The organism is Tenacibaculum finnmarkense genomovar ulcerans, from assembly GCF_900239495.1.
GTDB lineage: Bacteria > Bacteroidota > Bacteroidia > Flavobacteriales > Flavobacteriaceae > Polaribacter > Polaribacter ulcerans.
This window is the reverse complement of the sequence record NZ_OENE01000013.1, coordinates 1-25,085: the sequence shown is the minus strand read 5'-3', so window position 1 is coordinate 25,085 and position 25,085 is coordinate 1. Positions and strand designations below refer to the sequence as shown.

Here is a 25,085-nt window from a genome sequence, read left to right as displayed (position 1 = left end):
TTTAAGTTAATTAATTTACTAAAAGCGCTAATTCAGTAACAATTTCCGTTACTTTTTTAGCGTCAACAGTTAACAAATGCTTTGCTTGATGATAAAAATGACTTCGTTCAAATAAATGTTTGGCAATAAACTCGTGTAAATCTTCTTCTTTTAGTCGCGCCACTAACGGTCTTTGATTTTTTTCGTTGGTCAATCGCTGTACAATTGTTGCAATACTTGTTTTTAAATAAACGGATGTTGCGTTTTTATCAGCAATAATGATATCCATATTACCCGCATAACAAGGCGTGCCACCTCCTAACGATACAACAAAATTTTGTTTTAAGGCTAAAATTTCTTTTAAATAGAAGTGTTCTTGTTTTCGAAAGTAAATTTCTCCTTTCGTTTCAAAAATTTCAGACACCGTCATTTTTTCTTTATCCTCTATATAATGATCTAGGTCAATAAAAGGACTCTTCTTTTTTTTAGCCAATAATCGACCAATTGTAGATTTTCCACTTCCCATATACCCTATTAATACTGTTTTCATAAATCTAATAATTAAGCGATTACAAATATTATTAAAAAAATTTGTAAAAAAACCACAAAAAACTTTTTTATATTCAACAAACCGTTGTATATTTGCAACCGCTTAGACAAATAAGCAATGACCTGGTAGCTCAGTTGGTAGAGCATCTCCCTTTTAAGGAGAGGGTCCTGGGTTCGAGCCCCAGCCCGGTCACAAAAAAAGCTAAGCTTATGCTTAGCTTTTTTTATTTTAGCACGTATGGCGGAATTGGTAGACGCGCAGGCTTGAGGGGCTTGTATTCGTAAGGATGTGCAAGTTCGACTCTTGTTACGTGCACTTTTAAAATTTATTAAAAACTGCTTCAAAATTCATTAAATGAAATTTGAAGCAGTTTTTTTGTTTTATAAGAGATAAAACCTCCCCCTAAATTACTCTTCTAATTTTTCAATTTCACAATTTATTAACTAATTTCATACTGATAATCCTTATTATTGCAACATGCAAAAAACATACTTATTTCTTATCGTATTTATATGTATTTCCTTTTCAGGATATTCTCAACAATTAAAAGGACAGGTTATTGATGCGAAAACCCAAAAACCGTTAAGCGCTGCGCATATTTTAAATTTAAACGCCGTTGTTGGTACTATTACCAACGAAAAAGGACTTTTTGAAGTAACATCAAAAGCAAACGATACTATTTTAGTGTCTTTTATCGGCTTCTCTTCTATCAAATTAAAAGTAACTAACGATTTACTAAAAGGAAACGAAGTGGTTATTTCATTACAAGAAAAACCCGAAGAAATTAAAGAAATTGTTATTAAATCAACAGCATTAATTGGTGTTTTAGAAATAGATGTAAAACAAGTTCCGAAAGATAAATTTACACGAATCCATATCAACGGACTGCCGCAAACCTATGAAATTGGGAAGCCACAAAAAGTAACATCGCCAATCGCAAAATTGTTAAATCCTGTTGATTTAGTCTATAATCTCTTCGGAAGAAAGCCCAAACAGCTAAAGAAGTTGCAAAAATTAAAGAAAAAAGATGATTTACGTAAAATGCTTGCAGGCAAGTTTGACCGAGAAGTAATGATGGAGTATTTAGAAATGGATAGTCAAGAACTTCATAAATTACTAAGTAATTGCGAATACTCTGATTATTTTATCAAAAAAGCAAGTGATTTACAGATAATTGAAGCAGTTTTGAATTGCTACGAAAACTATAAAGCACATAAAAAAGGTAAAATTGAAATAAATAGAATACCTGATTAAAACTATTTATAAATCAATCAAATAAAACAGCAAACATTTCGTTTCGCTGTTTTTTTTGTGGATGATTTAACTGCTTTGTTTAAAAATTAAAGAAAGATTGAATACCTGCTCTACTTCATCTATTTCAGTATCCACACAGCTCTAATAAATCGGATATATTAAGACGATAAACTGAAATGAATTCCCTTTGACCGATTCAATTTCTTACATTTCTGTCGTAAAACTCTTTTTAGATGAAATTTAAACAGGCGCTTAATTTTATCTGTTTTTTATCTGTTTATTTAATTTGAAAATAAGTAAATTTGTCAATTAAAATTGATTAAAAACAACACAAACACAACTTAATACAGCAAAATAATGATTCATTTCTTTGGAAACGTTAGCAGTAAAATATTTACTGTTCAAACAACAAAAGAATTATCTACCGAAACTATTTCAAAACTTACCTGGTTATTTGGAGAACAACCAAAAATAAATGCGACATCATTAGATGTCTTTTTTGTTGGTCCAAGAGCAGCAATGATTACTCCTTGGAGTACCAATGCCGTGGAAATCACTCAAAATATGGGTATTTCTGATATCATCAGAATAGAAGAATTTGACGTTGTTTCTGAAGATTTTTCAGATTTCGACCCAATGATTTCTCAAAAATACAGTGGTTTAGGTCAAGATAGTTTTACAATAGATATTCAGCCAGAACCAATTTTAGATATCGAAGATATTGCCGCTTACAATGAAAAGGAAGGTTTAGCTTTAAGCGATGAAGAAGTTGAATACCTAGAAAGCGTAGCAACAAAAATAGGTAGAAAGTTAACAGATTCTGAGGTTTTTGGTTTTAGCCAAGTAAACTCTGAACACTGTCGTCATAAAATATTTAACGGAACTTTCGTTATTGATGGCGAAGAAATGCCTACATCTTTATTCAAATTGATAAAAGAAACAGCGAAACAATTTCCAAACGATATTGTTTCGGCATATAAAGATAACGTTGCTTTTATAAAAGGTCCTAAAGTTGAGCAATTCGCTCCTAAAACTGCGGATAAACCTGATTTTTACGAAACAAAAGAATTTGAATCTGTAATTTCATTAAAAGCAGAAACACACAACTTCCCTACTACTGTAGAGCCTTTTAATGGAGCTGCAACAGGTTCAGGAGGAGAAATTAGAGACAGACTTGCTGGAGGAAAAGGTTCTTTACCTTTAGCAGGAACAGCGGTTTATATGACTTCTTACTCTCGTTTAGAAGCGTCTATTGATTCTGTTAAAAACACAAGATTTTGGGAAAATAAATTTGAAGCTAGAGATTGGTTATACCAAACTCCGATGGATATTTTAATAAAAGCATCAAACGGAGCTTCTGATTTTGGAAATAAATTTGGTCAGCCGTTAATTACAGGTTCTGTATTAACTTTTGAACACGAAGAAAACACTGCTTCAAGTGATGCTAAACCTAGAAAATTAGGTTTTGATAAGGTAATCATGCAAGCTGGTGGAATTGGATACGCAAAAGCTGATCAAGCATTAAAAGATACGCCTAAAAAAGGAGATAAAATTGTAATTCTTGGTGGTGAAAATTACCGTATTGGAATGGGTGGCGCTGCGGTTTCATCAGCAGATACTGGCGAATTTGCTTCAGGAATTGAATTAAATGCTGTACAGCGTTCGAATCCTGAAATGCAAAAACGTGCTGCTAACGCCGTTCGTGGAATGGTAGAAAGCGATGAAAACTTTATCGTTTCTATTCACGATCACGGGGCTGGTGGACATTTAAACTGTTTATCAGAATTAGTGGAAGATACTGGTGGGAAAATCAATTTAGACAACTTACCTGTTGGAGACCCTACTTTATCAGCAAAAGAAATTATCGGAAACGAATCTCAAGAAAGAATGGGATTAGTAATCGCTGAAAAACACATTGATACCTTACAGAAAATTGCTGAACGTGAACGTTCTCCAATATATACTGTTGGTGATGTTACTGGTGATAATCGTTTTACTTTTGAATCTGAAACTAAAGGTGATAAACCAATGGATTTAGCTTTAGAAGATATGTTTGGTAGTTCTCCTAAAACTGTTTTAACTGATAAGACTATTGTAAGAAATTACAAGAATTCAAGATATAAAACCAAGAATTTACCAATCTATTTAAACCAAGTTTTACAGTTAGAAGCTGTAGGATGTAAAGATTGGTTAACCAATAAAGTTGACAGATGTGTTGGTGGTAAAGTAGCTAAACAACAGTGTGTTGGTTCGTTACAAATTCCTTTAAATAATGTCGGAGTGATGGCGTTAGATTATAACGGGAAAGAAGGAATTGCAACTTCTATTGGTCACTCGCCTATTTCTGGGTTAATTAATCCTGCTGCAGGAAGTAGAAATTCGATTGCAGAATCATTAACAAATATTATTTGGGCTCCTTTAAAAGATAATTTAGCTTCGGTTTCTTTATCGGCAAATTGGATGTGGCCTTGTAAAAATGAAGGTGAAGATGCTCGTTTATACAAAGCAGTAAAAGCTATTTCTGACCTATCTATTGATCTGGGTATCAACGTACCAACAGGAAAGGATTCATTGTCAATGAAACAGAAATACAAGGACGACGAAGTAATTTCACCAGGTACTGTAATTGTCTCAGCAACAGCAAATTGCGATAATATATCTAAAGTAGTAGAACCTGTTTTACAAAAGAATGGAGAACGCATTTATTACATCAATATTTCGCAAGATTCTTTCAAATTAGGTGGTAGTTCTTTCAATCAAGTATTAAATACTATTGGAAATGAAGCACCAGATGTTACAAATCCAACCTTCTTAAAAGATGCTTTTAATACCATTCAAAATTTAATTAAAGCTGATAAAATTTCTGCTGGACACGATGTTGCTTCTGGTGGATTATTAACTACTTTATTAGAAATGTGTTTTGCTGATGTTAACTTAGGAGCTGATTTTGATATCTCTAGCTTAAATGAAGAAGATTCATTAAAAGTATTATTTGCTGAAAATGCAGGAATTGTTTTTCAAGCAGATGCTTCTGTAGAAACAATTTTATCAGAAAATAATATTGAATTCTTTACTATCGGAACAGCAAATGATTCTGGTAAAGTTACTATCAAAAATAACGAAGATAATTTCTCTTTTGATGTTTCTCAAGTAAGAGATACTTGGTATAAAACTTCGTATTTATTAGATGACAAGCAAACGGCAAATGGTTTAGCTAAAAACAGGTTTGATAATTATAAAAATCAACCTTTAAAATATACGTTCCCTGCTAATTTTACAGGAAAAATTGCAGATGTTTTAGGCGATAATTCATCAGCAGATAAAAAAGACCGACCAAAAGCAGCTATTATTCGTGAAAAAGGTTCAAACTCTGAACGTGAAATGGCAAATGCCATGTATTTAGCTGGTTTCGATGTTAAAGATGTTCACATGACAGATTTAATCTCTGGACGTGAAACTTTAGAAGATATTCAATTTATTGGAGCTGTTGGTGGTTTTTCTAATTCAGATGTTTTAGGTTCGGCGAAAGGTTGGGCTGGAGCATTTTTATATAATGAAAAAGCAAATACAGCTTTAAAGAATTTCTTTAAACGTGAAAACACTTTATCGGTAGGAATTTGTAATGGTGCTCAATTATGGATGGAATTAGATTTAATTAATCCTGATCATAAAGTTCATGGTAGATTAGTTCATAACGATTCTAAGAAACATGAAAGCTCATTTACTTCTGTTAAAATTCAAGAAAATAATTCGGTAATGTTATCATCATTAGCCGGAACTGAATTAGGTGTTTGGATTTCTCATGGAGAAGGAAAATTTAACTTACCAGAAGCTGAAACTAATTATAGTATTGTAGCTAAATATGGATATGAAGGCTATCCTAATAATCCTAATGGTTCAGATTATAACACCGCAATGTTATGTGACGCTACAGGTCGTCATTTAGTAACAATGCCACATATTGAACGTTCTACTTTTCAATGGAACTGGGCAAACTACCCTGCTGACAGAAAAGACGAAGTTTCACCTTGGTTAGAAGCATTTGTAAATGCTAAAACTTGGATTGAAAATAAGAAATAATACTACTTTTAAAATTATTTTTATTAAAACAGCTTTTGAATATTTCAAAAGCTGTTTTTTTTTGGTCTTTTTACAGCGCTGCTATCTTTTAAGTAACCTTAAAAAAACCCGAATCAATTACTTTATTATTAACTATCGATTTTTCAAGAATTTTTTGAAGCAATTTCCCGCTTTCCGCACTCGCTCTTTTTTGAAAAAATCAAAAAAGGAGCTCAAACAATCGCTTCAATCGGGGCTAGAAATTTGTGCTAAAAAGAAATATTAAGATATCTAAAAAAAATCACTGTTTAAAAATTAAATCAAGTGTCAGTTATCGAGTAATTTTTCCTTCAAAATTCAAAAAACCTTCAAAAAAATATCGGCACTATTTTTTTAGTATCAATAAAAACACAATTCAAATTATCGATACTATTTTCTATTTTAATTCCTTTTAGTGAGTCATTAAAATCAGAATCATCAAAAATCAAAAATAAAGCTAAAAAATACGGCAAACGGCAAATTAATTAGGATGTAAACCCTGAACTCAATTCAGGTTGACGAACTCGGTTTTTTCTTTTAAATTGAATTTTAGTAGTTTTTACAGTAAAAAGTAAAAAATTGAAAACTCTAAGTGTTCGTCGAATTATTTTTTTCCTTCAAAATCCAAAAAAAACTTCAAAAACTTTTTTTAGCATCAATAAAAACAATTAAAATCAACAAAATTCGAAAGGATTTGAAAAGAATGAAAAGCTATTAATCATTTAATGTTTTTAACAATCAAGTACATTAATTTAATTGTTCCTCGGTTATTACTATTTTCTTTTAAATACCGAAATAAAACAAAGCGAATAAAAACAAGAGGGCTTTCTTGTTTAAGTTTATTTTTAAAATTTCATTTTAAATCGCAAACATATTATATTACAAATGTAATTAACGATAAAGTGCTAAAAAACAACCCTCTCTAGTTACATTAGTGAATTTTCCCTACTCTCGCACGGAACAAATATTAGTTACAGATGTAAAAGTGTTCTGAATTATTCCGTATTTCACTTATGTAATCAAAGGTATTCGACTATACTACAAGTAGTTAACTAAGCACCTAGGCATTTAGCTTTTCTTTTGAGAACCTTAAAAAAACCTAAAAGACTCATTAACATATCGCTATTAATTAAACACATTTGTAAAGTAAGTAAGAGTAAGATGTGTTATTACAATTGTAATAACGCACCTGCTGTGGTAAGAAAATTAGGCTATTTACAATAGTAATTAGTTTTTGTATCTATTAATTTACTGTAATACTCCAGATTCTGAGTCGCTACTCCTCTATTTAATTATTTGAATTTATCACAAAATTTTCATTCTTTAAGGAGGGATTCCCACCTTCATATAATTTTAAAAGATGTTTTTTAAACCTAAAGAACATCGATATTTATTTCGGTTTGGTTTCTGGGTTTTCCGTTTCTGTAATTTCATTTGCCTTATTATATCCAAAATAAATTTAGCATAGCCAAAAAAAACTGATCTTTAGTTAATTTTTAAACAGAATCCCCTCTCTACAAGTTGCTATAAATTATAACATCCCTCCTATTTTAATAAAAAATACAGGATACTTTTCTTAAAGCCGTTTAAAATTTAAAAAACTGACAGTTCGAATGATTTTTTTTCTTCAAAATATTTCTAGTCATTTAAAATCACTCAAATTCACGACAAGAATCATCAAAAAAAGGGAAACGGCAAATGCGAACCTGAATAAATTCCAGGTTGACCTAGCGATTTCTTATTAGGTAGCGCCTATTTAAAAATTATATAGAGAACTCTTTAGCTTCAAAACAGAAAATACACAAAATTGTTTGTGGTAAAAAGACAAGATGTCAAATTAGAATAAGTTTGACGATTTTATTTTTCTGATAAGATACTTTTTATAAAGCTTAAACAGTCTCATAAAATATAGTAGTTCGTTTTAAAACTCTTACAGATGTTACTTAAAAAGAGAGAGCTTCTTCTTTTCCAACAGATTTATAATTCGAAACTTTTTATAAATTACAATTAGCATAAATTATTATAATTGTATTTTGTAATAACCGTTTTTAAACACTTTTTATTAATAATACTCACTAAAATAGCGAAAAAACAAAGAATCAAAGCTCTAATATTTTATTATATAAAAATTAGAAACTGCTTATTTACATAACTTTAGATAGCTTAATCTCTAGTAAAAGATTACATTTAGCAAAAACAGGTCTAAAAGTTGCTTTTTTATTTACATATGTATATCTTTGACCTATTAAAAACACACTTACAAATGTAACTCAGTTATGGATATACTTATCAGATTAAAAAAAATACTTTCGTATTATAATTTAACATCGTCAACTTTTGCAGATACTATAGAGGTACAACGCTCTAGTATATCTCATCTTCTATCTGGTAGAAATAAACCTAGTTTAGATTTTGTTATGAAAACAGTTAATAAATTTCCTGAAGTAGATTTATATTGGTTTTTATATGGCGAAGGAGAATTTCCTAAAAAAGAAAAAGTTGTTATAGTAGAAGAAATTAAAGAAGAAATCACAGAAAATAAAGAGGAAACAAAACCAACTCTACTCTCTGCAGATGAAAATTTAATAAAAAAAGTTGATTTAGAAATGAAGACACCTAATATCGGTGATAAAAAATTAGTGAAAATTATACTGCTGTATAACGATGGGAGTTTTAATGAATTTAATCAGTAAAAAAAAAGCGTAGCAATTTAAAATTGCTACGCTTTTTTTTATGGTACTAAATATTTTATGTTAACATACCTCCATCAACCGATAATGTTTGCCCTGTAATATATGCACTCATATCCGAAGCTAAAAATACACAAGCGTTTGCAATATCTTTTGGAGTACCTCCTCTTTTTAAAGGAATATCATTACGCCAAGCATCTACCACTTTTTCATCTAATTTTGCTGTCATTTCAGTTTCAATAAAACCAGGAGCAACTACGTTACTTCTAATATTTCTTGATCCTAACTCTAAAGCTACCGATTTAGAAAAACCTAAAATTCCTGCTTTTGAAGCTGCATAATTTGCCTGACCCGCATTTCCTTTTAATCCAACAACTGAACTCATATTAATAATTGAGCCCGCTCGTTGTTTCATCATTGGTCTGATAACAGCTTTTGTTAAATTAAAAACAGATTTTAAATTAACTTCAATAACCTTATCAAAATCAGTTTCTGAAATACGCATCAATAAATTGTCTTTGGTAATACCCGCATTATTTACAAGTACATCAATTGTTTTAAATTCCTCTAAAACATTTTTTGCTAATTCTTGAGCTGCATCAAAATCCGCTGCGTTAGATTGATATCCTTTTGCTTTTACACCTAAAGTTGTTAATTCATTTTCCAAAGCTGTTGCTGCTTCAACCGATGAACTATAAGTAAACGCAATATTACATCCTTGGTTTGCAAATTCTAATGCAATACCCCTACCGATTCCTCTAGTAGCTCCTGTAATAATTGCTGTTTTATCTTTTAAAAGTTTCATGTATTCGTTTTTTTAAAAAGTAAATATAAAAATAAAACTCAATTAAATAATATTGTTTATTATAATTTAATGCTATTTTACATTTTTTATCATTTTAAGATTCTTCTTTTAATAAAATTAATAAAAGCTTACACCTAAAAATAATTATTAGTAATCATATTGTGTAAAGGGTAATTTAGTTATAGGCTAAAAAACCACTAAACATAATGACTGATTCTACAAAAAGGTACTATAGTTATAGGCTATAATACGCTAGTTGAATTACAAATATAGTTTTTTTGGTTTTATTATATTTAATTTAAGGTTTAAATTTATTGTTAAAAACATAAAATTAAAAATGATAAAAAAAATACTACTTATCGCCTATTTAAATTCTTATGTGATAGCGAAATAAATTCAGCATAAAATATAAACAAGCTCTAAAACAAAAAAAACTCCAGATTTTCATCTAGAGTTTTATATATGTGATTAAAAAAAATTAAGAATTTTCTTTTTTAATTAAATTCAAGGCAGAACCTTCATTATACCATGAAATCTGTCCTTTATTATAGGTATGATTTACTTTAATAATATCTTTAGAATTATCAGCATGAACAATTTCAATCGTTAATTGTTTTGCTGGAGCAAATTCATTTAAATCAATAAAATTAAATGTATCATCCTCTTGAATTAAATCATAATCAGATTCTTCTGAAAAAGTCAATCCTAACATTCCTTGTTTTTTCAAATTCGTTTCATGAATACGTGCAAACGATTTTACAATAACCGCTGCAACTCCTAAATGACGAGGCTCCATCGCGGCATGTTCTCTTGACGAACCCTCTCCATAATTATGATCACCAACAACAATTGTTTTTACATCCGCCGCTTTATATTTACGAGCTACATCTGGCACGGCGCCAAACTGTCCATCTAATTGATTTTTTATAAAATTCGTCTTTTTTCCAAAAGCATTTACAGCACCAATTAAACAGTTATTTGAAATATTATCTAAATGACCTCTATAGCGCAACCAAGGACCCGCCATAGAAATATGATCGGTAGTACATTTTCCAAAGGCTTTAATTAATAATTTTGCACCCGTAATATTATTACCTAACGGAGTAAAAGGTGTTAATAATTCTAAACGGTTAGATTTTGGATTTACTTTAATTTCAATGCCACTTCCATCTTCTGTTGGTGCCAAATATCCATCATCTTTTACCTCAAAACCTTTTGGCGGCAACTCCCAGCCAGTTGGTTCATCAAGCATTACCTCTTCACCATTTTCATTAATTAAAAAATCTGTTATCGGATTAAAATCTAAACGCCCCGCAATAGTAATTGCTGCAACCATTTCTGGCGAAGCAACAAAAGCGTGGGTATTTGGGTTTCCATCGGCACGTTTTGCAAAGTTTCTATTAAACGAATGAATGATTGAATTTTTCGGTGCATTTTTTGGATCTTCATACCGAGCCCATTGCCCGATACACGGACCACAAGCATTGGTAAAAATAGTCGCATCTAGCTTTTCAAAAATTCCTAAAATCCCATCTCTATCTGCGGTATATCTTACTTTTTCAGAACCAGGATTAATTCCAAAATCAGCTTTTGTTTTCAAACCTTTATCAATCGCTTGCTGTGCAATTGACGAAGCTCTTGATAAATCTTCATAAGAAGAATTTGTACAAGAACCGATTAATCCCCATTCAACTTTTAAAGGCCACTTATTTTCAGTAGCTTTCTCGGTCATATCACCACCAATTTTTGTAGATAAATCTGGTGTAAAAGGACCATTAATTAAAGGACCTAATTCCGATAAATTAATTTCAATAACCTGATCAAAATATTTCTCAGGGTTTTCATACACTTGCGGATCACCCGTTAAATGTTCTTTCACTAAATTCGCCGCATCGGCAACATCACTTCTATCGGTAGCACGCAAATAACGCTCCATCGATTTATCATAACCAAAAGTAGAAGTTGTAGCACCTATTTCGGCACCCATATTACAAATTGTTCCCTTACCAGTACATGACATTCCAATAGCACCTTCGCCAAAATATTCAACAATTGCCCCTGTTCCTCCTTTTGCAGAAACAATACCAGCAACTTTTAAAATTACATCTTTTGGTGCTGTCCAACCAGATAATTTACCTGTTAATTTCACACCAATTAATTTCGGAAATTTCAATTCCCAAGGCATTCCCGCCATAACATCTACGGCATCGGCACCCCCAACACCAATAGCAACCATCCCTAGTCCACCCGCATTTACGGTATGCGAATCAGTACCAATCATCATTCCACCAGGAAAGGCATAATTTTCTAAAACCACCTGATGAATAATTCCGGCACCAGGTTTCCAAAAACCGATACCATATTTATTAGATACCGATTCTAAGAAATTAAAAACCTCATTTGAATTATTTAAAGCCGCTTGCAAATCAGAAGAAGCACCATTTTTTGCTTGAATTAAATGATCACAATGCACCGTTGTCGGAACAGCCACTTGTTTTTTACCCGCTTGCATAAATTGCAACAAAGCCATTTGTGCCGTAGCATCCTGACAGGCAATTCTATCGGGCGCAAAATCGACATAATCTGTTCCTCTTTTAAAAGGAGACGTTGCTTTTTCGTCCCACAAATGCGTATATAAAATTTTCTCAGAAAGTGTTAAAGGCTTGTTTGTTAATTTTCGAGCTAATTTTACACGTTCCTCTAATTTACCGTAAACGGCTTTAATCATATCAATATCAAATGCCATAAGATTGTTATTATATTAAGTACTTAAAAAGTACAAAATATATTTCGACTACAAAAAAACACAGATCAATATAGAATCATTATAAAAAAGAAATCATCAGTTTTAAGTCTATTATAATCAGTTATTTGAATATTAATTTGAAGCAATTTCCCGCTTTCCGCACTCGCTTTTTTTTGAAGAAAAATCAAAAAAAGAGCTCAAACAAAGCGTCAATCGGGGCTAGGAATTTGTACTCATTAACAAAATAAGTAACTTTAGTTTTAAATTTAGAATTTAACAGAATTAAAGATTAGGATTCAATATTTTATACGATACCAGCGTGACCCTCGCACTAGCAAAATCTAAAATTTAGAAAAACAAAAACACACTGTCAGTTCGAGTGATTTTTTATCCTTCAAAAAAATGGTATCGAGTGATTTTTCATCCTAATAAAACAACTATTTAGTTATGCTTCTATTCTCATCGAATTGAAAAATATCTGTAGTAAATAATTATGGCAAATCAGAATGTGAAAATGAAATAAATTCAGCTTGACGGATTCGATATTTTATACGATACGAGCGTAAACCCTCACACTAGCAAAATCTAAAATTTAGAAAAACAAAAACACTGTAAACTATAAACTCTCAGTTCGAGTGATTTTTCATCCTTCAAAAAAAATGGTATCGAGAAGTTTTTTATCCTAATAAATAAAATTATTTAGTTAAGCTTCTATTCTCATCGAATTGAAAAATATCTGTAGTAAATAATTATGGAAAATCAGAATGTGAAACTGAAATAAATTCAGCTTGACGGATTCGATATTTTATACGATACGAGCGTAATCCTCGCACTAGACAATTCTAAAATTTACAAAAAAAAACACTGTAAACTATAAACTCTCAGTTCGAGTGATTTTTTATCCTTCAAAAAAAATGGTATCGATAACTTTTTTATCCTAATAAATAAAATTATTTAGTTAAGCTTCTATTCTCATCGAATTGAAAAATAACTGTAGTAAATAATTATGAAAAATCAGAATGTGAAAATGAAATAAATTCAGCTTGACGGATTCGATATTTTATACGATACCAGCGTAAACCCTCACACTAGCAAAATCTAAAATTTACAAAAACAAAAAAACCAATGAAGCGAACTTCATTGGTTTTGATAACTATTATATTAAAATGATTTTTATAAAATCATCCTGTAATTATTTTACTAATAATTTATGAGAAGGCTTAAACATTGTTAAGTTGATACCTTTTACCGCAGCAACGTATTCTTCAATCGAAGGAGTTCTTCCTAATATTGTAGATAAAACAACAACTGGTGTTGATGAAAGTAACGATTCTCCTTTTTTATCTTTAGAATCTTTAACAACTCTTCCTTGAAAAAGACGTGTAGATGTTGCCATTACAGTATCACCAACCGATGCTTTTTCTTGATTCCCCATACAAAGGTTACAACCAGGACGCTCTAAATATAACATGTTTTCGTATTTTGTACGTGCCGATCCTTTAGGGTCATTATCGTCAAATTCGAAACCAGAATATTTTTGTAAAACTGCCCAATCACCTTCTGCTTTTAATTCATCTACAATATTATAAGTAGGTGGTGCAACAACTAAAGGGGCTTTAAATTCAACTTTACCTTTTTGCTCTTCAATGTTTTTAAGCATTTGAGCCAAAATTTTCATATCACCTTTATGAACCATACACGATCCAATAAATCCTAAATCTACTTTTTTATCTCCTCCGTAAAAAGAAAGCGGTCTAATAGTATCATGTGTATAACGTTTAGAAACATCGTCATTATATACATCAGGATCTGCAATCATTGGCTCATTGATAAGATCTAAATCTACTTCAAATTCTGCAAAATACTTTGCATTTGCATCAGGAGTTAATGCTGGCTTATCACCAGATTTAATTTCTAAAATTCTTTTATCAGCAATATCAATCAATCCTTGAAGAACCTGTTTTTGGTTGTCCATTTTCTTGTCGATCATAATCTGAATTCTACCTTTCGCAATCTCTAATGATTCGATTAAAGTAGCATCTTCAGAAATACAGATAGAAGCTTTTGCTTTCATTTCTGCAGTCCAATCTGTAAAAGTAAATGCTTGATCGGCAGTAAGTGTTCCTATATGAACTTCAATAATTTTCCCTTGAAAAACATTTTCACCATCAAATTTATCAAGCATTTGAGATTGAGTTGCATGAACAACATCACGAAAATCCATATAGCTTTTCATCTCTCCTTTAAAGGTAACTTTTACCGATTGAGGAATTGGCATAGACGCCTCACCTGTAGCAAGTGCCAAGGCAACGGTTCCTGAATCTGCACCAAAAGCAACACCTTTTGACATTCTTGTATGAGAATCTCCACCGATAATTATTGCCCAATCATCCACAGTAAGGTCGTTTAAAACCTTGTGAATTACATCGGTCATTGGCTTGTATTTATTCTGAGGATCTCTTGCGGTGATTAAACCAAAATCATTCATAAACTTCATCAGTCTAGGAATATTTGCTTTTGATTTATCATCCCAAACTGAAGCGGTATGACAACCCGATTGGTATCCACCATCAACAATAGGAGAAATTACAGTTGCTGCCATCATCTCTAATTCTTGAGAAGTCATCAGCCCTGTAGTATCTTGCGAACCTACAATATTTACTTCAACACGAACATCAGAACCTGCATGTAAAACTTTACCTGGAGTTGTACCAACCGCATTTTTATTAAATATTTTTTCAACGGCAGTTAATCCCTGTCCTTCAATTGAAATTTCTTTTGATGAAGCAAATACAGGAATAATATCAGTACCTAATACTTTTGAAGCAAAGGCTTGTAATTTTTTACCAAATACAACAGCGTAAGATCCTCCAGCTTTTATAAACTCAGCTTTTTGAGGAGTTAATGAAGCAGAAATGTCCATTAATTCTTGCGTTCCGTTGTATAATTTTTTCTCTTTAGTATTTACAGTAAGTACAGTACCTGTAGCTACAGAATATGCTTCTTTTAAAATAGGTTCTCCATCAGCATCTCTAACAGTGTTACCTGCTTCATCCTTTTGTTTAACCCAGTTTTTAAGATCAATACCAATACCTCCAGTTACTCCAACGGTTGTTAAAAAAATTGGAGAAATTCCGTTTGTTCCTGCAATAATTGGCGCTATATTTATAAAAGGAACATAAGGGCTCGATTTTATACCTGTCCATAAAGCCACGTTATTTACACCTGACATTCTAGATGAACCAACTCCCATTGTACCTTTATCGGCAATTAACATCACTCTTTTATCAGGGTGTTGTTTTTGTAAAGCAATCAGCTCTTGTTGTTGCTCTTTATTATGTTCGAACAAACATTGACCATGTAATTCACGGTCAGAACGAGAATGTGCATCACCTCCTGGCGAAAGTAAATCAGTAGAAATATCTCCGATACCTGCTACAAAAGTAACTATTTTAATTTCCTCTTCAATTGCAGGAAGCTTTGTAAAAAACTCAGCTTTAGCATAACTTTCTATAATCTCTTTTGCGAAATTATTTCCGTTTTTGAAAGCTTCTTCTAAACGTTCAGTATCTGCTTCGTAAAGAAAAACTTGTGTTTTTAAAACGTCACTTGCTTGTTTTGCTAAAGCAGTATCATTTCCTAAAGCAATATCTAACAATACTTTTATTGAAGGACCTCCCTTCATGTGTGATAATTGTTCAAATGCAAAAGAAGGTGTAATTTCTTTAAGTGTAGTTTCTCCTAAAATAATTTCCTTTAAAAATGATGCTTTTACAGTTGCTGCTGCTGTTGTTCCTGGTAATACATTATAGATAAAAAAGTTTAGAGAATCTTCTCTGTATTCATTTTTTACATCTTTAATTTGTGTAATGATTTCGCTTAGTAATTCAGCACCATCAATTGGTTTAGGATGAAGTTCTTGAGTTTTACGAACTTCAATTTCCTTTATATAATCTTTATAAATACTCATAAAAGATTTGTTTTTAATGTTAATGGATTACTGCTAAATCATCTAATTGTTTTTATACTTTTTCAGATTTACAATAAATTCCTTTGACGATATCAATGTCAAAGCCCATATATTTCAGTTAATTTTTGCCACACAAAAGTACTATTTTTAACTCAATTTTAAAAGATAAACAATAAAATGGCTTAATTACTGAGTTAAAAATATTTTTTCATTAAAAAAACAATAAATCATAAATATAAGTAACCTCAAATGTTAATTTATTATCAAATTAGCAATTTAATATAATCTAAAATCCCTTAAAACAATGGTTGTTTTAAGGGATTTTTAGTATTAAAAGTTAAAAAGCAGACCGTTAAGCTGGATTCTGTTCCTTATAAAATAAGGCTCTTATCATTTATCTAGTTTTACAATTACTCGTAAAATCAATCTGCCTACCCCTTAGAATCGCGCGAGTAGCGCTCGAGCTCTAATGTACATGACATTGCACCGTATAGAGTTTACCTGGTTTCACTACAGCATTACCTGTACATACTTTCTGCTGCACTTGTCCTCGACTTACGTCGGACGGTTGCTATCCGCTATACTACTCTGTGGTGTCCAGACTTTCCTACTTATACTAAATATAAGTCGATAAGATTGGTCTGCTTAAATTTTTTATAAAATTCACTTCTTTCATAAAAAAACCTACTCAATAAATTGAGTGGGAAAATTGCTATGAAAAAGAAAAAGTGTCTATAACGTCTTATAGACACTGCAAATATATAACTCTTTTTAAGAACTCACAACATTTTTTACCAAAAAGATGTATTATTTTAATTTATAGTGCTTTTTTTTGATCGTAAATACTTAAAAATAGCTTCTAAAAACCTGATATTAAACAAGTAACTAAAATTAAGACTCTCTATTAAATTATGTGAAAAAATATTAATTTTAGCAAAACCCCTAGCCCCGATTGAAGCATCTGTTTGAGCTCTTTTTTATTTTTAAAAGAAAAAATAAAAAAAGCGAGTGCGGAAAGCGGGAAATTGCTTCAAATTATTTTAAAAAAATCAGAAATAAAAAAGCCCACTCAAAAAATGAATGGGCTTTTATAATTAAAAAACTGTTTGTCTATGAAAACATATCTTTTACTTTCTCAAAAAATGATTTATCAGATTTTTGAGGGTTTGGGCTAAAGTTATCATCACTTTGCATTTGCTCAAAAAACTTACGCTGCTCTTTGGTTAGCTCTTGCGGAGTCCAAACATTAATATGAATTAAGAAATCACCCGTTCCGTAATGCTCTATACTAGGTAATCCTTTTCCTTTTAATCTTAAAATTTTACCAGACTGCGTTCCTGCTTCAATTTTGATTTTTACTTTTCCTGTTACGGTTTCTACTTCTTTCGAAACACCTAAAACTGCTTCAGAAAAATTAATATATAAATCGTGGTGAATATTACTTCCCTCTCTTTTTAAATTCTCATGAGGTATTTCTTCTATCAATACTAATAAATCACCAGAAATAGAATTTTTACCTGGCGCTTCATTTCCTTTTCCGCCAACTTTTAATTGTACACCTTCAGTAACTCCTTCAGGGATATTAATTGAAACAGTTTCTTCTTTAACAATTAAACCTTGAGCATCTGATCCGCTAGGTTTGGTATCTAGCATTTCACCTGCTCCCTGACATGAACTACAGGTAACAGCTTGTTGCATTCTACCTAAAATAGTATTGGTAACACGCATTTGTTGACCGCTACCATTACATGTTGTACATGTTTTATAAGTAACACCTTCTGCCTGAACTTTTCTGCGAACTTTTACTTTCTTTTCTACTCCTGTAGCTATTTCTTCTAGAGTAAGTTTTACACGAATACGCATGTTAGACCCTTTTACTCTAGCTTGTCGCTGACGACCTCCGCCACCAAAACCGCCAAAGCCACCGCCTCCGCCGCCAAAAATATCACCAAACTGACTGAATATGTCATCCATATTCATTCCGCCACCGCCAAAACCGCCGCCGCCGCCACCTTGTGGGCCGTCGAAAGCTGCATGACCATATTGGTCATAACGGGCTTTTTTATTATCATCACTAAGAATTTCATATGCTTCTGCACATGATTTGAATTTCTCTTCAGCGCTTTTATCATCCGGGTTTTTATCTGGATGATATTTTATTGCCATTTTACGGTATCCTTTTTTTATTTCAGCTTGTGTTGCCGATCTTGAAACACCTAATATTTCGTAATAATCTTGTTTTGCCATTTCTAGTCTATTCTGTCATTTTCACTAATTTGAAGCTTTCTTAACGCTTCTCCTACACAAAGCAATTGCCTTGAAACACTACTATGACCTATTATTTATGCCTGTCCTACTACTACTTTTGGATGACGGATAATTTTATCTCCTAACTTATATCCTTTTTCTACACAGTCAATAATTTTCCCTTTCAATTTATCAGAAGGTGCAGGAATTTGTGTAATTGCTTGGTGTACATCAGCATCAAAATCGTCTCCAGACTTTACCTCCACAGAAGTTAATCCTTTTTGCTCTAAAGTAGCTACTAATTTTTGCTGAATTAATGACATTCCTTTATTTAAACTAGCTATTTCTTTGCTTGCTTCTTTATCTAATTTTTTAGTTTCTTTCTTGTTAGTTTCAGCATGTGCTGAAGCTCTTTCAAAATCATCCAAAATTGGCAGTAAAGCTGTCATTACTTGCTGACCTGCAGTTTTAAAAAGCTCTACACGTTCTTTAGAAGTACGTTTTTTGTAGTTTTCAAATTCAGCAAATAAACGTAAATATTTATTTTTTTCTTCCGCTAATAACTCTTCAGGAGTTGGTACTATTTCATCTTCTTCCTTAGCCTCCACCTCTTTCTCTTCTTGAGATTCTTCTTGGTTGGTTTCTAATTCAGTATTGTCGATAGCGTCTTTTAATTCGTCTTCTTTAGTATATTGATCTTTACTCATTGTAAATAGTTTCTTTAATTTCTTCAGCATACTTTAATCAATAATATTGCCAATAAAAAAATCGTGCCATCTTGACACGATTTTTTTATTTTTATTAATTTATTTTTTTATTAGTCTTCTATTCTTTCAATTTTGGCGCCGATCGATTTTAATCTCGCTTCAATATTTTCATATCCTCTATCAATTTGCTCAATATTATTAATAATACTGGTTCCTTTTGCTGATAAAGCAGCAATTAACAACGAAATTCCTGCACGAATATCAGGCGAAGTCATTTTCGTTGCCTTTAACATTGATTGAAAATTATGCCCAATAACGGTTGCTCTGTGCGGATCACATAAAATTACTTTTGCGCCCATATCAATTAATTTATCAACAAAAAACAAACGACTTTCAAACATTTTTTGATGAATTAATACCGTTCCCTTTGCCTGAGTTGCTAATACCAAAACAATACTTAACAAATCAGGTGTAAAACCAGGCCAAGGAGCATCGGCTACTGTTAAAATTGAACCGTCAATATAGTTTTGAATTTCGTAACTTTCTTGTGATGGAATAAAAATATCATCGCCTTTTTTATCTAATTGAATTCCTAATTTACGAAACACATTTGGAATTTGACCTAGGTTTTCCCAGCTAACATCTTTAATAGTCAATTCAGAACGTGTCATTGCAGCAACACCAATCCAACTACCAATTTCAATCATATCTGGCAATACCCTGTGTTCGCAACCGCCTAAAGATTTTACCCCTTCAATAGTTAATAAATTAGAACCAACGCCAGCTATTTTTGCGCCCATTGAGTTCAACATTTTACATAATTGCTGAATATATGGTTCGCAAGCCGCGTTGTATATTTTAGTTATTCCTTTTGCTAAAACAGCTGCCATTACAATATTAGCCGTTCCTGTTACTGACGCTTCATCTAATAACATATCAGCACCAACCAATCCTTTTTCAGCTTCTACTCCGTAAAAATATTCTTCTTTATTATAACGGAATTTTGCACCTAAATTAATGAAGCCTTCAAAATGAGTATCTAAACGACGGCGACCAATTTTATCACCTCCTGGGCGTGGAATATATCCTTTTCCAAAACGGGCTAATAAAGGTCCAACAATCATAATAGAACCTCTTAATGAGCTTCCATCTTTTTTAAATTTAGCCGATTCTAAATAGCTCAAGTTAATATCATCAGCTTGAAAACTATATGAATTTGAACTTAATTTTTCAATTTTAACACCTAGTTCTCCTAAGATAAAAATTAATTTATTAACATCAATAATATCAGGAATATTATTGATTATTACTTTTTCGGCAGTTAATAAAACGGCACATATAATTTGTAGCGCTTCATTTTTTGCTCCTTGCGGGGTAATTACTCCATTAAGTTTGTGACCACCTTCTATTTTAAATGATGCCATACTATTTTATTTTTTTCTATATTTATTAGTTGTCGTATAATTCGATTTTATCTTTGAAGTACCTTTGTTATTTGACTGTCCTTGGCTACTGCGTTTTCTTAGTAAATTTTTACTCTCTGACAATACTTCACCTGAAGTTCTTAAATCTATATTTTTATCAGATAAATCATATAAATGTTTAAAAATAATAGCGTCATCAACGGTATCTTTATTCCAATTTAAATAACATTTTTTCATGTGATTGGCAATCGTGAAAATTAAAGCTTCTCTTTTTTCACCTTCTTCCCAAGTTAAAGCCATGTTAATCATCGTTTGGATATTGTTTCCATAATAACGATATCTTGAAGCCGATTTAGGATATGCCATTTTTTCGGGCTTTTCTGTCAATTCTTCTTTCGATGGAATTTCATAAGGAGATTCTGCATCTAATTTAAAATCGGCAATAATATGTAACTGATCCCAAAGCTTGTGTTTAAAATCGGGCACATCACGTAAATGAGGTTGTAAATTACCCATCACATCTACAATCGCTTTAGCCATTACATTACGTTCTTCTTTAGTTTCTAAAGCGATGCAATGATGTACTAATTTTTGTATATGTCTTCCATATTCTGGAATTATTAAGTGATCTCTTTCTGAATTGTATTCTAAATCAAACGTCATTTCTCTGTATATTTACTCTAAATTATGTATGCAAAATAGGTAATTAATCTCAATTAATTGGCTACCCTATTACCTTTAGTTTTGCAAACTGTAATAATAATTTCTTTTTTCCTACGGTACCAAACTTAATTTCAGCTTTCTTATTTGGTCCTTTTCCTTCCAAAGCAATAACTTCACCTGTTCCAAAACGATTGTGCTCTACAAAATTACCAATATTAATTTCTCCAGAAAATAAATTAATAATTGACGTACTTGTATCCGCCTTCATTTTCAACTTACTTTTTGAAGGAATTAAGTTTGGTTTTTCTTTCTTAGAAACAAACTCTTTTCGTTGTTTTTGCATCGGTTTTTCAAACCTAACTTTTCTAGAAAAATCATCGGTATCAAAAATATCAGCATCCATAAATCTATTAGCAAAACCTGCGGGAACTTTGGGCGACAAATGCTCTACAAATTCAGGTGCTATTTCCTCTAAAAACCTACTAGGATCACCATCCGTTAATTTCCCCCATCTATAACGTGTTTGTGCATATGTTAAATAAGCCACTTTTTCAGCTCTTGTTAAAGCCACATAAAATAAACGACGCTCTTCTTCTAATTCGCTACGTGTATTAATACTCATGCCCGAAGGAAACAAACCCTCTTCTAAACCAACAATATATACATACGGATATTCTAAACCTTTTGATAAATGAATAGTCATTAATGACACCATTGGTGTATCATCACTTTCACTATCAAAATCAGTAGCTAAAGCGACATCTTCTAAAAATATGGGTAAAGAAGCATCGTCACCCATTTCAATTTTATCAGTAATAAAATCTTTAATTCCGTTTAATAATTCTTGAATATTTTCAACTTTATTAGCCCCTTCTTGCGTACCATCTTTTTGCAAATCTTGAACTAATTCAATTCTTTTTACTACTAAATCAGCAATTTCAAAAGCATTCATTTTTTGTGCATCTATTTGAAAACGCTGAATCATTTTGGTAAAATTGGCTAATTTATTTTTAGTCCCCGCATTTATTTTTAAATCGATGGTATTTATATTTACTAAAATATCAAAGATTGATTTATTATAATGATCAGCAGCAATGGCTAATTTATCCATTGTGGTAGCACCAATACCTCTTGCAGGATAATTGATAATTCTCTTTAAAGCCTCTTCATCATTTGGGTTTATTAAAATTCGTAAGTACGATAATAAATCTTTAATCTCTTTTCGCTGATAAAAAGAAATTCCACCGTAAATTTTATACTTAATATCTTTTTTACGCAAGGCATCTTCCATCGCTCTTGACTGCGCATTGGTTCTGTATAAAATAGCAAAAGAATCATTAGTTAATTGATGCTCTTCTTTATTATCTAAAATAGATTGCGCCACAAAACGCCCTTCTTCACCATCCGAAATAGTACGCATTATTTTGATACTTTCGCCAGGGTCATTTGCCGTCCAAACTTCTTTATCTAATTTTGTTTTATTTTTATCGATAACACTATTTGCAGCCTCTACAATATTACTTGTAGAACGATAATTTTGTTCTAGTTTAAAGGTTTTAACCTCAGGATAATCCTTTTGAAAATTCAAAATATTATTAATATTTGCCCCACGGAAGCTATAAATACTTTGCGAATCGTCACCTACCACACAAATATTTTCAAAACGATCAGCCAATGCTTTTACAATTAAATATTGCGAATGATTTGTATCCTGATACTCATCAACCATTATATATTTAAAACGGCTTTGATATTTTGCTAAAACTTCAGGAAACCTACTTAATAACTCATTTGTTCTTAACAATAAATCATCAAAATCCATTGCTCCCGCCTTAAAGCATCTATCAACATAAGCCTTATAAATATCACCAACACGAGGTCTTCGAGCCTCTAAATCTGCTTGTTGTAGTTCAGGATTTAAAAAATAAGCACGAACCGTTATCAAGCTATTTTTAAAAGAAGAAATTCTACTTAAAATTTGCTTTGGTTTATACTGCTCTTTATCAAGGTGCATTTCTTTGATAATTGTTGATAATAAACGAACAGAATCTTGCGTATCATAAATAGTAAAATTAGAAGGATACCCTAAACGATCTGATTCCGAACGTAAAATTCGAGAAAAAACAGAATGAAAAGTACCCATCCATAAATTTTTAGTTTCACTAACACCAACAACCCCGCCAATACGTTCTTTCATTTCACGCGCTGCCTTATTGGTAAAAGTAAGCGATAAAATATTAAAAGAATCGACTCCTTGCTCCATTAAATGTGCAATACGGTAGGTTAAAACCCTGGTTTTACCAGATCCTGCTCCTGCTATAATTATCATTGGGCCATCTTTTTGTAAAACGGCTGCCCTTTGTGGTTCGTTAAGTTGCTGTAAATAAGTATTCAATAGAAAAAGTTTGTAAGAATTTTGAAATCGGAAATTTAACCATTCTTTTAGGTTTTATAAAGAATGTATTCCTTTTTTATTGTTAAAATGCAAAAATATAAAAATTGTATCTAAAATTATTTAATTTTGAATTGAGAATTTTAATTATGACTTGTATATTCGCAGCATGGAAGATAAAATTATTCAAGGATTAGCATATGCATTGCCCGCTTTAGTAACAGGAGGCGTTGCTTATTTTATATTAGGTGCTTTTATGCAACAAGATGAAAACAAGCAAAAATTTGATGCATTAGTTACTAAAAGAAAAGAAAGTTTACCTATAAAACTTCAATCTTACGAGCGTTTATTATTGTTTTGCGAACGTATAAATCCTTCAAAATTACTAATACGAGTAGCTCCTATTGGCGACAATACAAATAGTTACCTACAGTTATTAATCGCTAATATAGAACAAGAATACGAACATAATATGTTGCAGCAACTATATGTTTCAGACGATAGTTGGAAGGCAATTTTAGCGGCAAAATTAGCTATAATTTCGAACCTTAGAAACAGTTCAGAAACTGCAGAAACTGCAAAAGACTTACGAGAAAGTGTTTTAATTTATTACTCTCAAAATGAAAATCCAACACAAACCTCTATTGCATATTTAAAGCAAGAAGTAAAACGTTTAATATAATTTTTTATGTTATAGTTTAAAAAAGCTAGTTTGATTTTTAAAAATTCAAGCTAGCTTTTTTGTATTTAAAAAAAAATTAATATTTTTTAAATTTTAATTAAAAACCCAATATTACTTGATTTTTTGAACAAATATTTTAATATGAACACAAAGTATATAAAATTAGAGTAAATCCTTTAAACATATATTTAAATAACCTTTTTAAATTTCGAGTTATTTTAACAAAAAATATAATAATAAAACTATTTGCTGTTATAATAATTATTTTTTGAAGCAATTTCCCGCTTTCCGCACTCGCTTTTTTTGTTTTTTAAAAAAGAAAAAACAAAAAAGAGCTCAAACAAATGCTTCAATCGGGGCTAGGCATTTGTGTTAATTTTCATAAATCGATACATCAACTATAATTCCACCAATCTCTACCCTATCAATTCGAGTGATTTTTTAAAATAAACAAACGTCATACTAAAATTAGTTCAGCATCCCATCAAAAAGAGAACTAATGGTAAGACAAAAAACACCTCAAAAAATTACAGCTGTCAGTTCGAGTGATTTTTTCCTTCAAAAAATTATATCGAGAACTTTTTTCAACCGAAGAACCTGTTTTTAAAAAATAAACAAACGTAATACTAAAATTAGTTCAGCATCGCATGAAAAAGAGAACTAATGGTAGAAAAAACTCAAAATCGCACAAAATTACAGCTGTCAGTTCGAGTGATTTTTTCCTTCAAAAAATTATATCGAGAACTTTTTAGTCATTAAAATCACTAAAATTGACAAGAATGATCAAAAAAAAGCTAGAAACTGATCCAAAAAATGTTTTCCTAAAACAGAAATAGTAACGGATAGATTTCACGTGCAAAAGCTTGCTTCAAAAACGG

Annotated in this window: 13 protein-coding genes, 2 tRNA genes, 1 other RNA gene and 1 pseudogene; 7 read left to right on the top strand and 10 right to left on the bottom strand. The window is 31.4% G+C overall.

Annotated elements, in window-relative coordinates:
* Positions 1 to 10 precede the first annotated feature (10 nt).
* A complete protein-coding gene (locus DPIF8902391_RS04385) occupies positions 11 to 529 on the bottom strand; it encodes a shikimate kinase (protein WP_172505134.1) in 519 nt (172 codons plus the stop codon).
* 119 nt (positions 530 to 648) lie between these two features.
* On the opposite strand from DPIF8902391_RS04385, the gene DPIF8902391_RS04380 reads away from it, so the two are divergent.
* The 5 genes from DPIF8902391_RS04380 (at position 649) to DPIF8902391_RS04360 (ending at position 8,574) form a co-directional block, all read left to right on the top strand.
* Positions 649 to 721 (top strand) — tRNA-Lys (locus DPIF8902391_RS04380).
* A gap of 39 nt (positions 722 to 760) precedes the next feature.
* Positions 761 to 844: transfer RNA gene (locus DPIF8902391_RS04375), tRNA-Leu, on the top strand.
* A 162-nt stretch (positions 845 to 1,006) separates the two neighbouring features.
* Positions 1,007 to 1,783, top strand: a complete 777-nt coding sequence (locus DPIF8902391_RS04370; RefSeq protein WP_172505133.1) for a carboxypeptidase-like regulatory domain-containing protein — start codon at positions 1,007 to 1,009, stop codon at positions 1,781 to 1,783.
* A 357-nt stretch (positions 1,784 to 2,140) separates the two neighbouring features.
* Positions 2,141 to 5,863, top strand: coding sequence for a phosphoribosylformylglycinamidine synthase (purL, locus tag DPIF8902391_RS04365; protein WP_172505132.1), 3,723 nt, complete (start codon positions 2,141 to 2,143; stop codon positions 5,861 to 5,863).
* 2,294 nt (positions 5,864 to 8,157) lie between these two features.
* Positions 8,158 to 8,574, top strand: a complete 417-nt coding sequence (locus tag DPIF8902391_RS04360; protein WP_058884999.1) for a helix-turn-helix domain-containing protein — start codon at positions 8,158 to 8,160, stop codon at positions 8,572 to 8,574.
* Positions 8,575 to 8,629: 55 nt separating this feature from the next.
* Here DPIF8902391_RS04360 and fabG read toward each other — a convergent pair whose 3' ends face one another.
* From fabG to DPIF8902391_RS04315, 9 genes are all read right to left on the bottom strand, one after another.
* Positions 8,630 to 9,376 carry a 3-oxoacyl-[acyl-carrier-protein] reductase gene (gene fabG, locus DPIF8902391_RS04355; RefSeq protein WP_058884998.1) on the bottom strand — a complete coding sequence of 249 codons (747 nt, stop codon included), beginning with the start codon at positions 9,374 to 9,376 and terminating at the stop codon, positions 8,630 to 8,632.
* Between the two features lie 478 nt (positions 9,377 to 9,854).
* Positions 9,855 to 12,122, bottom strand: coding sequence for an aconitate hydratase (locus DPIF8902391_RS04350; RefSeq protein ID WP_172505131.1), 2,268 nt, complete (start codon positions 12,120 to 12,122; stop codon positions 9,855 to 9,857).
* A gap of 1,192 nt (positions 12,123 to 13,314) precedes the next feature.
* The gene (locus DPIF8902391_RS04345) at positions 13,315 to 16,092 is read right to left on the bottom strand and encodes a bifunctional aconitate hydratase 2/2-methylisocitrate dehydratase (protein ID WP_172505130.1); all 2,778 of its coding nucleotides are present in this window, start codon (positions 16,090 to 16,092) and stop codon (positions 13,315 to 13,317) included.
* A 337-nt stretch (positions 16,093 to 16,429) separates the two neighbouring features.
* An RNA gene (rnpB, locus tag DPIF8902391_RS04340) (RNase P RNA component class A) lies at positions 16,430 to 16,740 on the bottom strand.
* A gap of 462 nt (positions 16,741 to 17,202) precedes the next feature.
* The gene (gene dnaJ / locus DPIF8902391_RS04335; protein ID WP_172505129.1) at positions 17,203 to 18,339 is read right to left on the bottom strand and encodes a molecular chaperone DnaJ; all 1,137 of its coding nucleotides are present in this window, start codon (positions 18,337 to 18,339) and stop codon (positions 17,203 to 17,205) included.
* 95 nt (positions 18,340 to 18,434) lie between these two features.
* On the bottom strand, positions 18,435 to 19,046 hold the full coding sequence (locus DPIF8902391_RS04330) for a nucleotide exchange factor GrpE (RefSeq protein ID WP_172505128.1): 612 nt from the start codon (positions 19,044 to 19,046) through the stop codon (positions 18,435 to 18,437).
* A 110-nt stretch (positions 19,047 to 19,156) separates the two neighbouring features.
* Entirely contained in the window at positions 19,157 to 20,470 is a 1,314-nt protein-coding gene (gene murA, locus DPIF8902391_RS04325; RefSeq protein ID WP_172505127.1) for a UDP-N-acetylglucosamine 1-carboxyvinyltransferase, read from the bottom strand.
* 6 nt (positions 20,471 to 20,476) lie between these two features.
* The gene (locus DPIF8902391_RS04320) at positions 20,477 to 21,133 is read right to left on the bottom strand and encodes a DUF4290 domain-containing protein (RefSeq protein ID WP_172505126.1); all 657 of its coding nucleotides are present in this window, start codon (positions 21,131 to 21,133) and stop codon (positions 20,477 to 20,479) included.
* 61 nt (positions 21,134 to 21,194) lie between these two features.
* On the bottom strand, positions 21,195 to 23,528 hold the full coding sequence (locus DPIF8902391_RS04315) for an ATP-dependent helicase (protein ID WP_172505125.1): 2,334 nt from the start codon (positions 23,526 to 23,528) through the stop codon (positions 21,195 to 21,197).
* A 166-nt stretch (positions 23,529 to 23,694) separates the two neighbouring features.
* Here DPIF8902391_RS04315 and DPIF8902391_RS04310 point away from each other — a divergent pair, with 166 nt between their 5' ends.
* Positions 23,695 to 24,207 (top strand): DUF7935 family protein, encoded by a 513-nt coding sequence (locus DPIF8902391_RS04310; RefSeq protein ID WP_172505124.1) that lies wholly within the window; start codon positions 23,695 to 23,697, stop codon positions 24,205 to 24,207.
* 814 nt (positions 24,208 to 25,021) lie between these two features.
* Positions 25,022 to 25,085: pseudogene (locus DPIF8902391_RS12495) on the top strand (hypothetical protein); the annotation flags it as partial.

What these genes read in the sequence shown, in the direction of transcription:
- purL (WP_172505132.1), top strand. Translation starts at nt 2,141, where the DNA reads ATGATTCATTTCTTTGGAAACGTTAGCAGTAAAATATTTACTGTTCAA.
- DPIF8902391_RS04320 (WP_172505126.1), bottom strand. Translation starts at nt 21,133, where the DNA reads ATGACGTTTGATTTAGAATACAATTCAGAAAGAGATCACTTAATAATT.
- DPIF8902391_RS04310 (WP_172505124.1), top strand. Translation starts at nt 23,695, where the DNA reads ATGGAAGATAAAATTATTCAAGGATTAGCATATGCATTGCCCGCTTTA.
- DPIF8902391_RS04360 (WP_058884999.1), top strand. Translation starts at nt 8,158, where the DNA reads ATGGATATACTTATCAGATTAAAAAAAATACTTTCGTATTATAATTTA.
- DPIF8902391_RS04350 (WP_172505131.1), bottom strand. Translation starts at nt 12,122, where the DNA reads ATGGCATTTGATATTGATATGATTAAAGCCGTTTACGGTAAATTAGAG.
- fabG (WP_058884998.1), bottom strand. Translation starts at nt 9,376, where the DNA reads ATGAAACTTTTAAAAGATAAAACAGCAATTATTACAGGAGCTACTAGA.
- DPIF8902391_RS04345 (WP_172505130.1), bottom strand. Translation starts at nt 16,092, where the DNA reads ATGAGTATTTATAAAGATTATATAAAGGAAATTGAAGTTCGTAAAACT.
- DPIF8902391_RS04385 (WP_172505134.1), bottom strand. Translation starts at nt 529, where the DNA reads ATGAAAACAGTATTAATAGGGTATATGGGAAGTGGAAAATCTACAATT.
- DPIF8902391_RS04330 (WP_172505128.1), bottom strand. Translation starts at nt 19,046, where the DNA reads ATGAGTAAAGATCAATATACTAAAGAAGACGAATTAAAAGACGCTATC.
- DPIF8902391_RS04370 (WP_172505133.1), top strand. Translation starts at nt 1,007, where the DNA reads ATGCAAAAAACATACTTATTTCTTATCGTATTTATATGTATTTCCTTT.
- murA (WP_172505127.1), bottom strand. Translation starts at nt 20,470, where the DNA reads ATGGCATCATTTAAAATAGAAGGTGGTCACAAACTTAATGGAGTAATT.
- dnaJ (WP_172505129.1), bottom strand. Translation starts at nt 18,339, where the DNA reads ATGGCAAAACAAGATTATTACGAAATATTAGGTGTTTCAAGATCGGCA.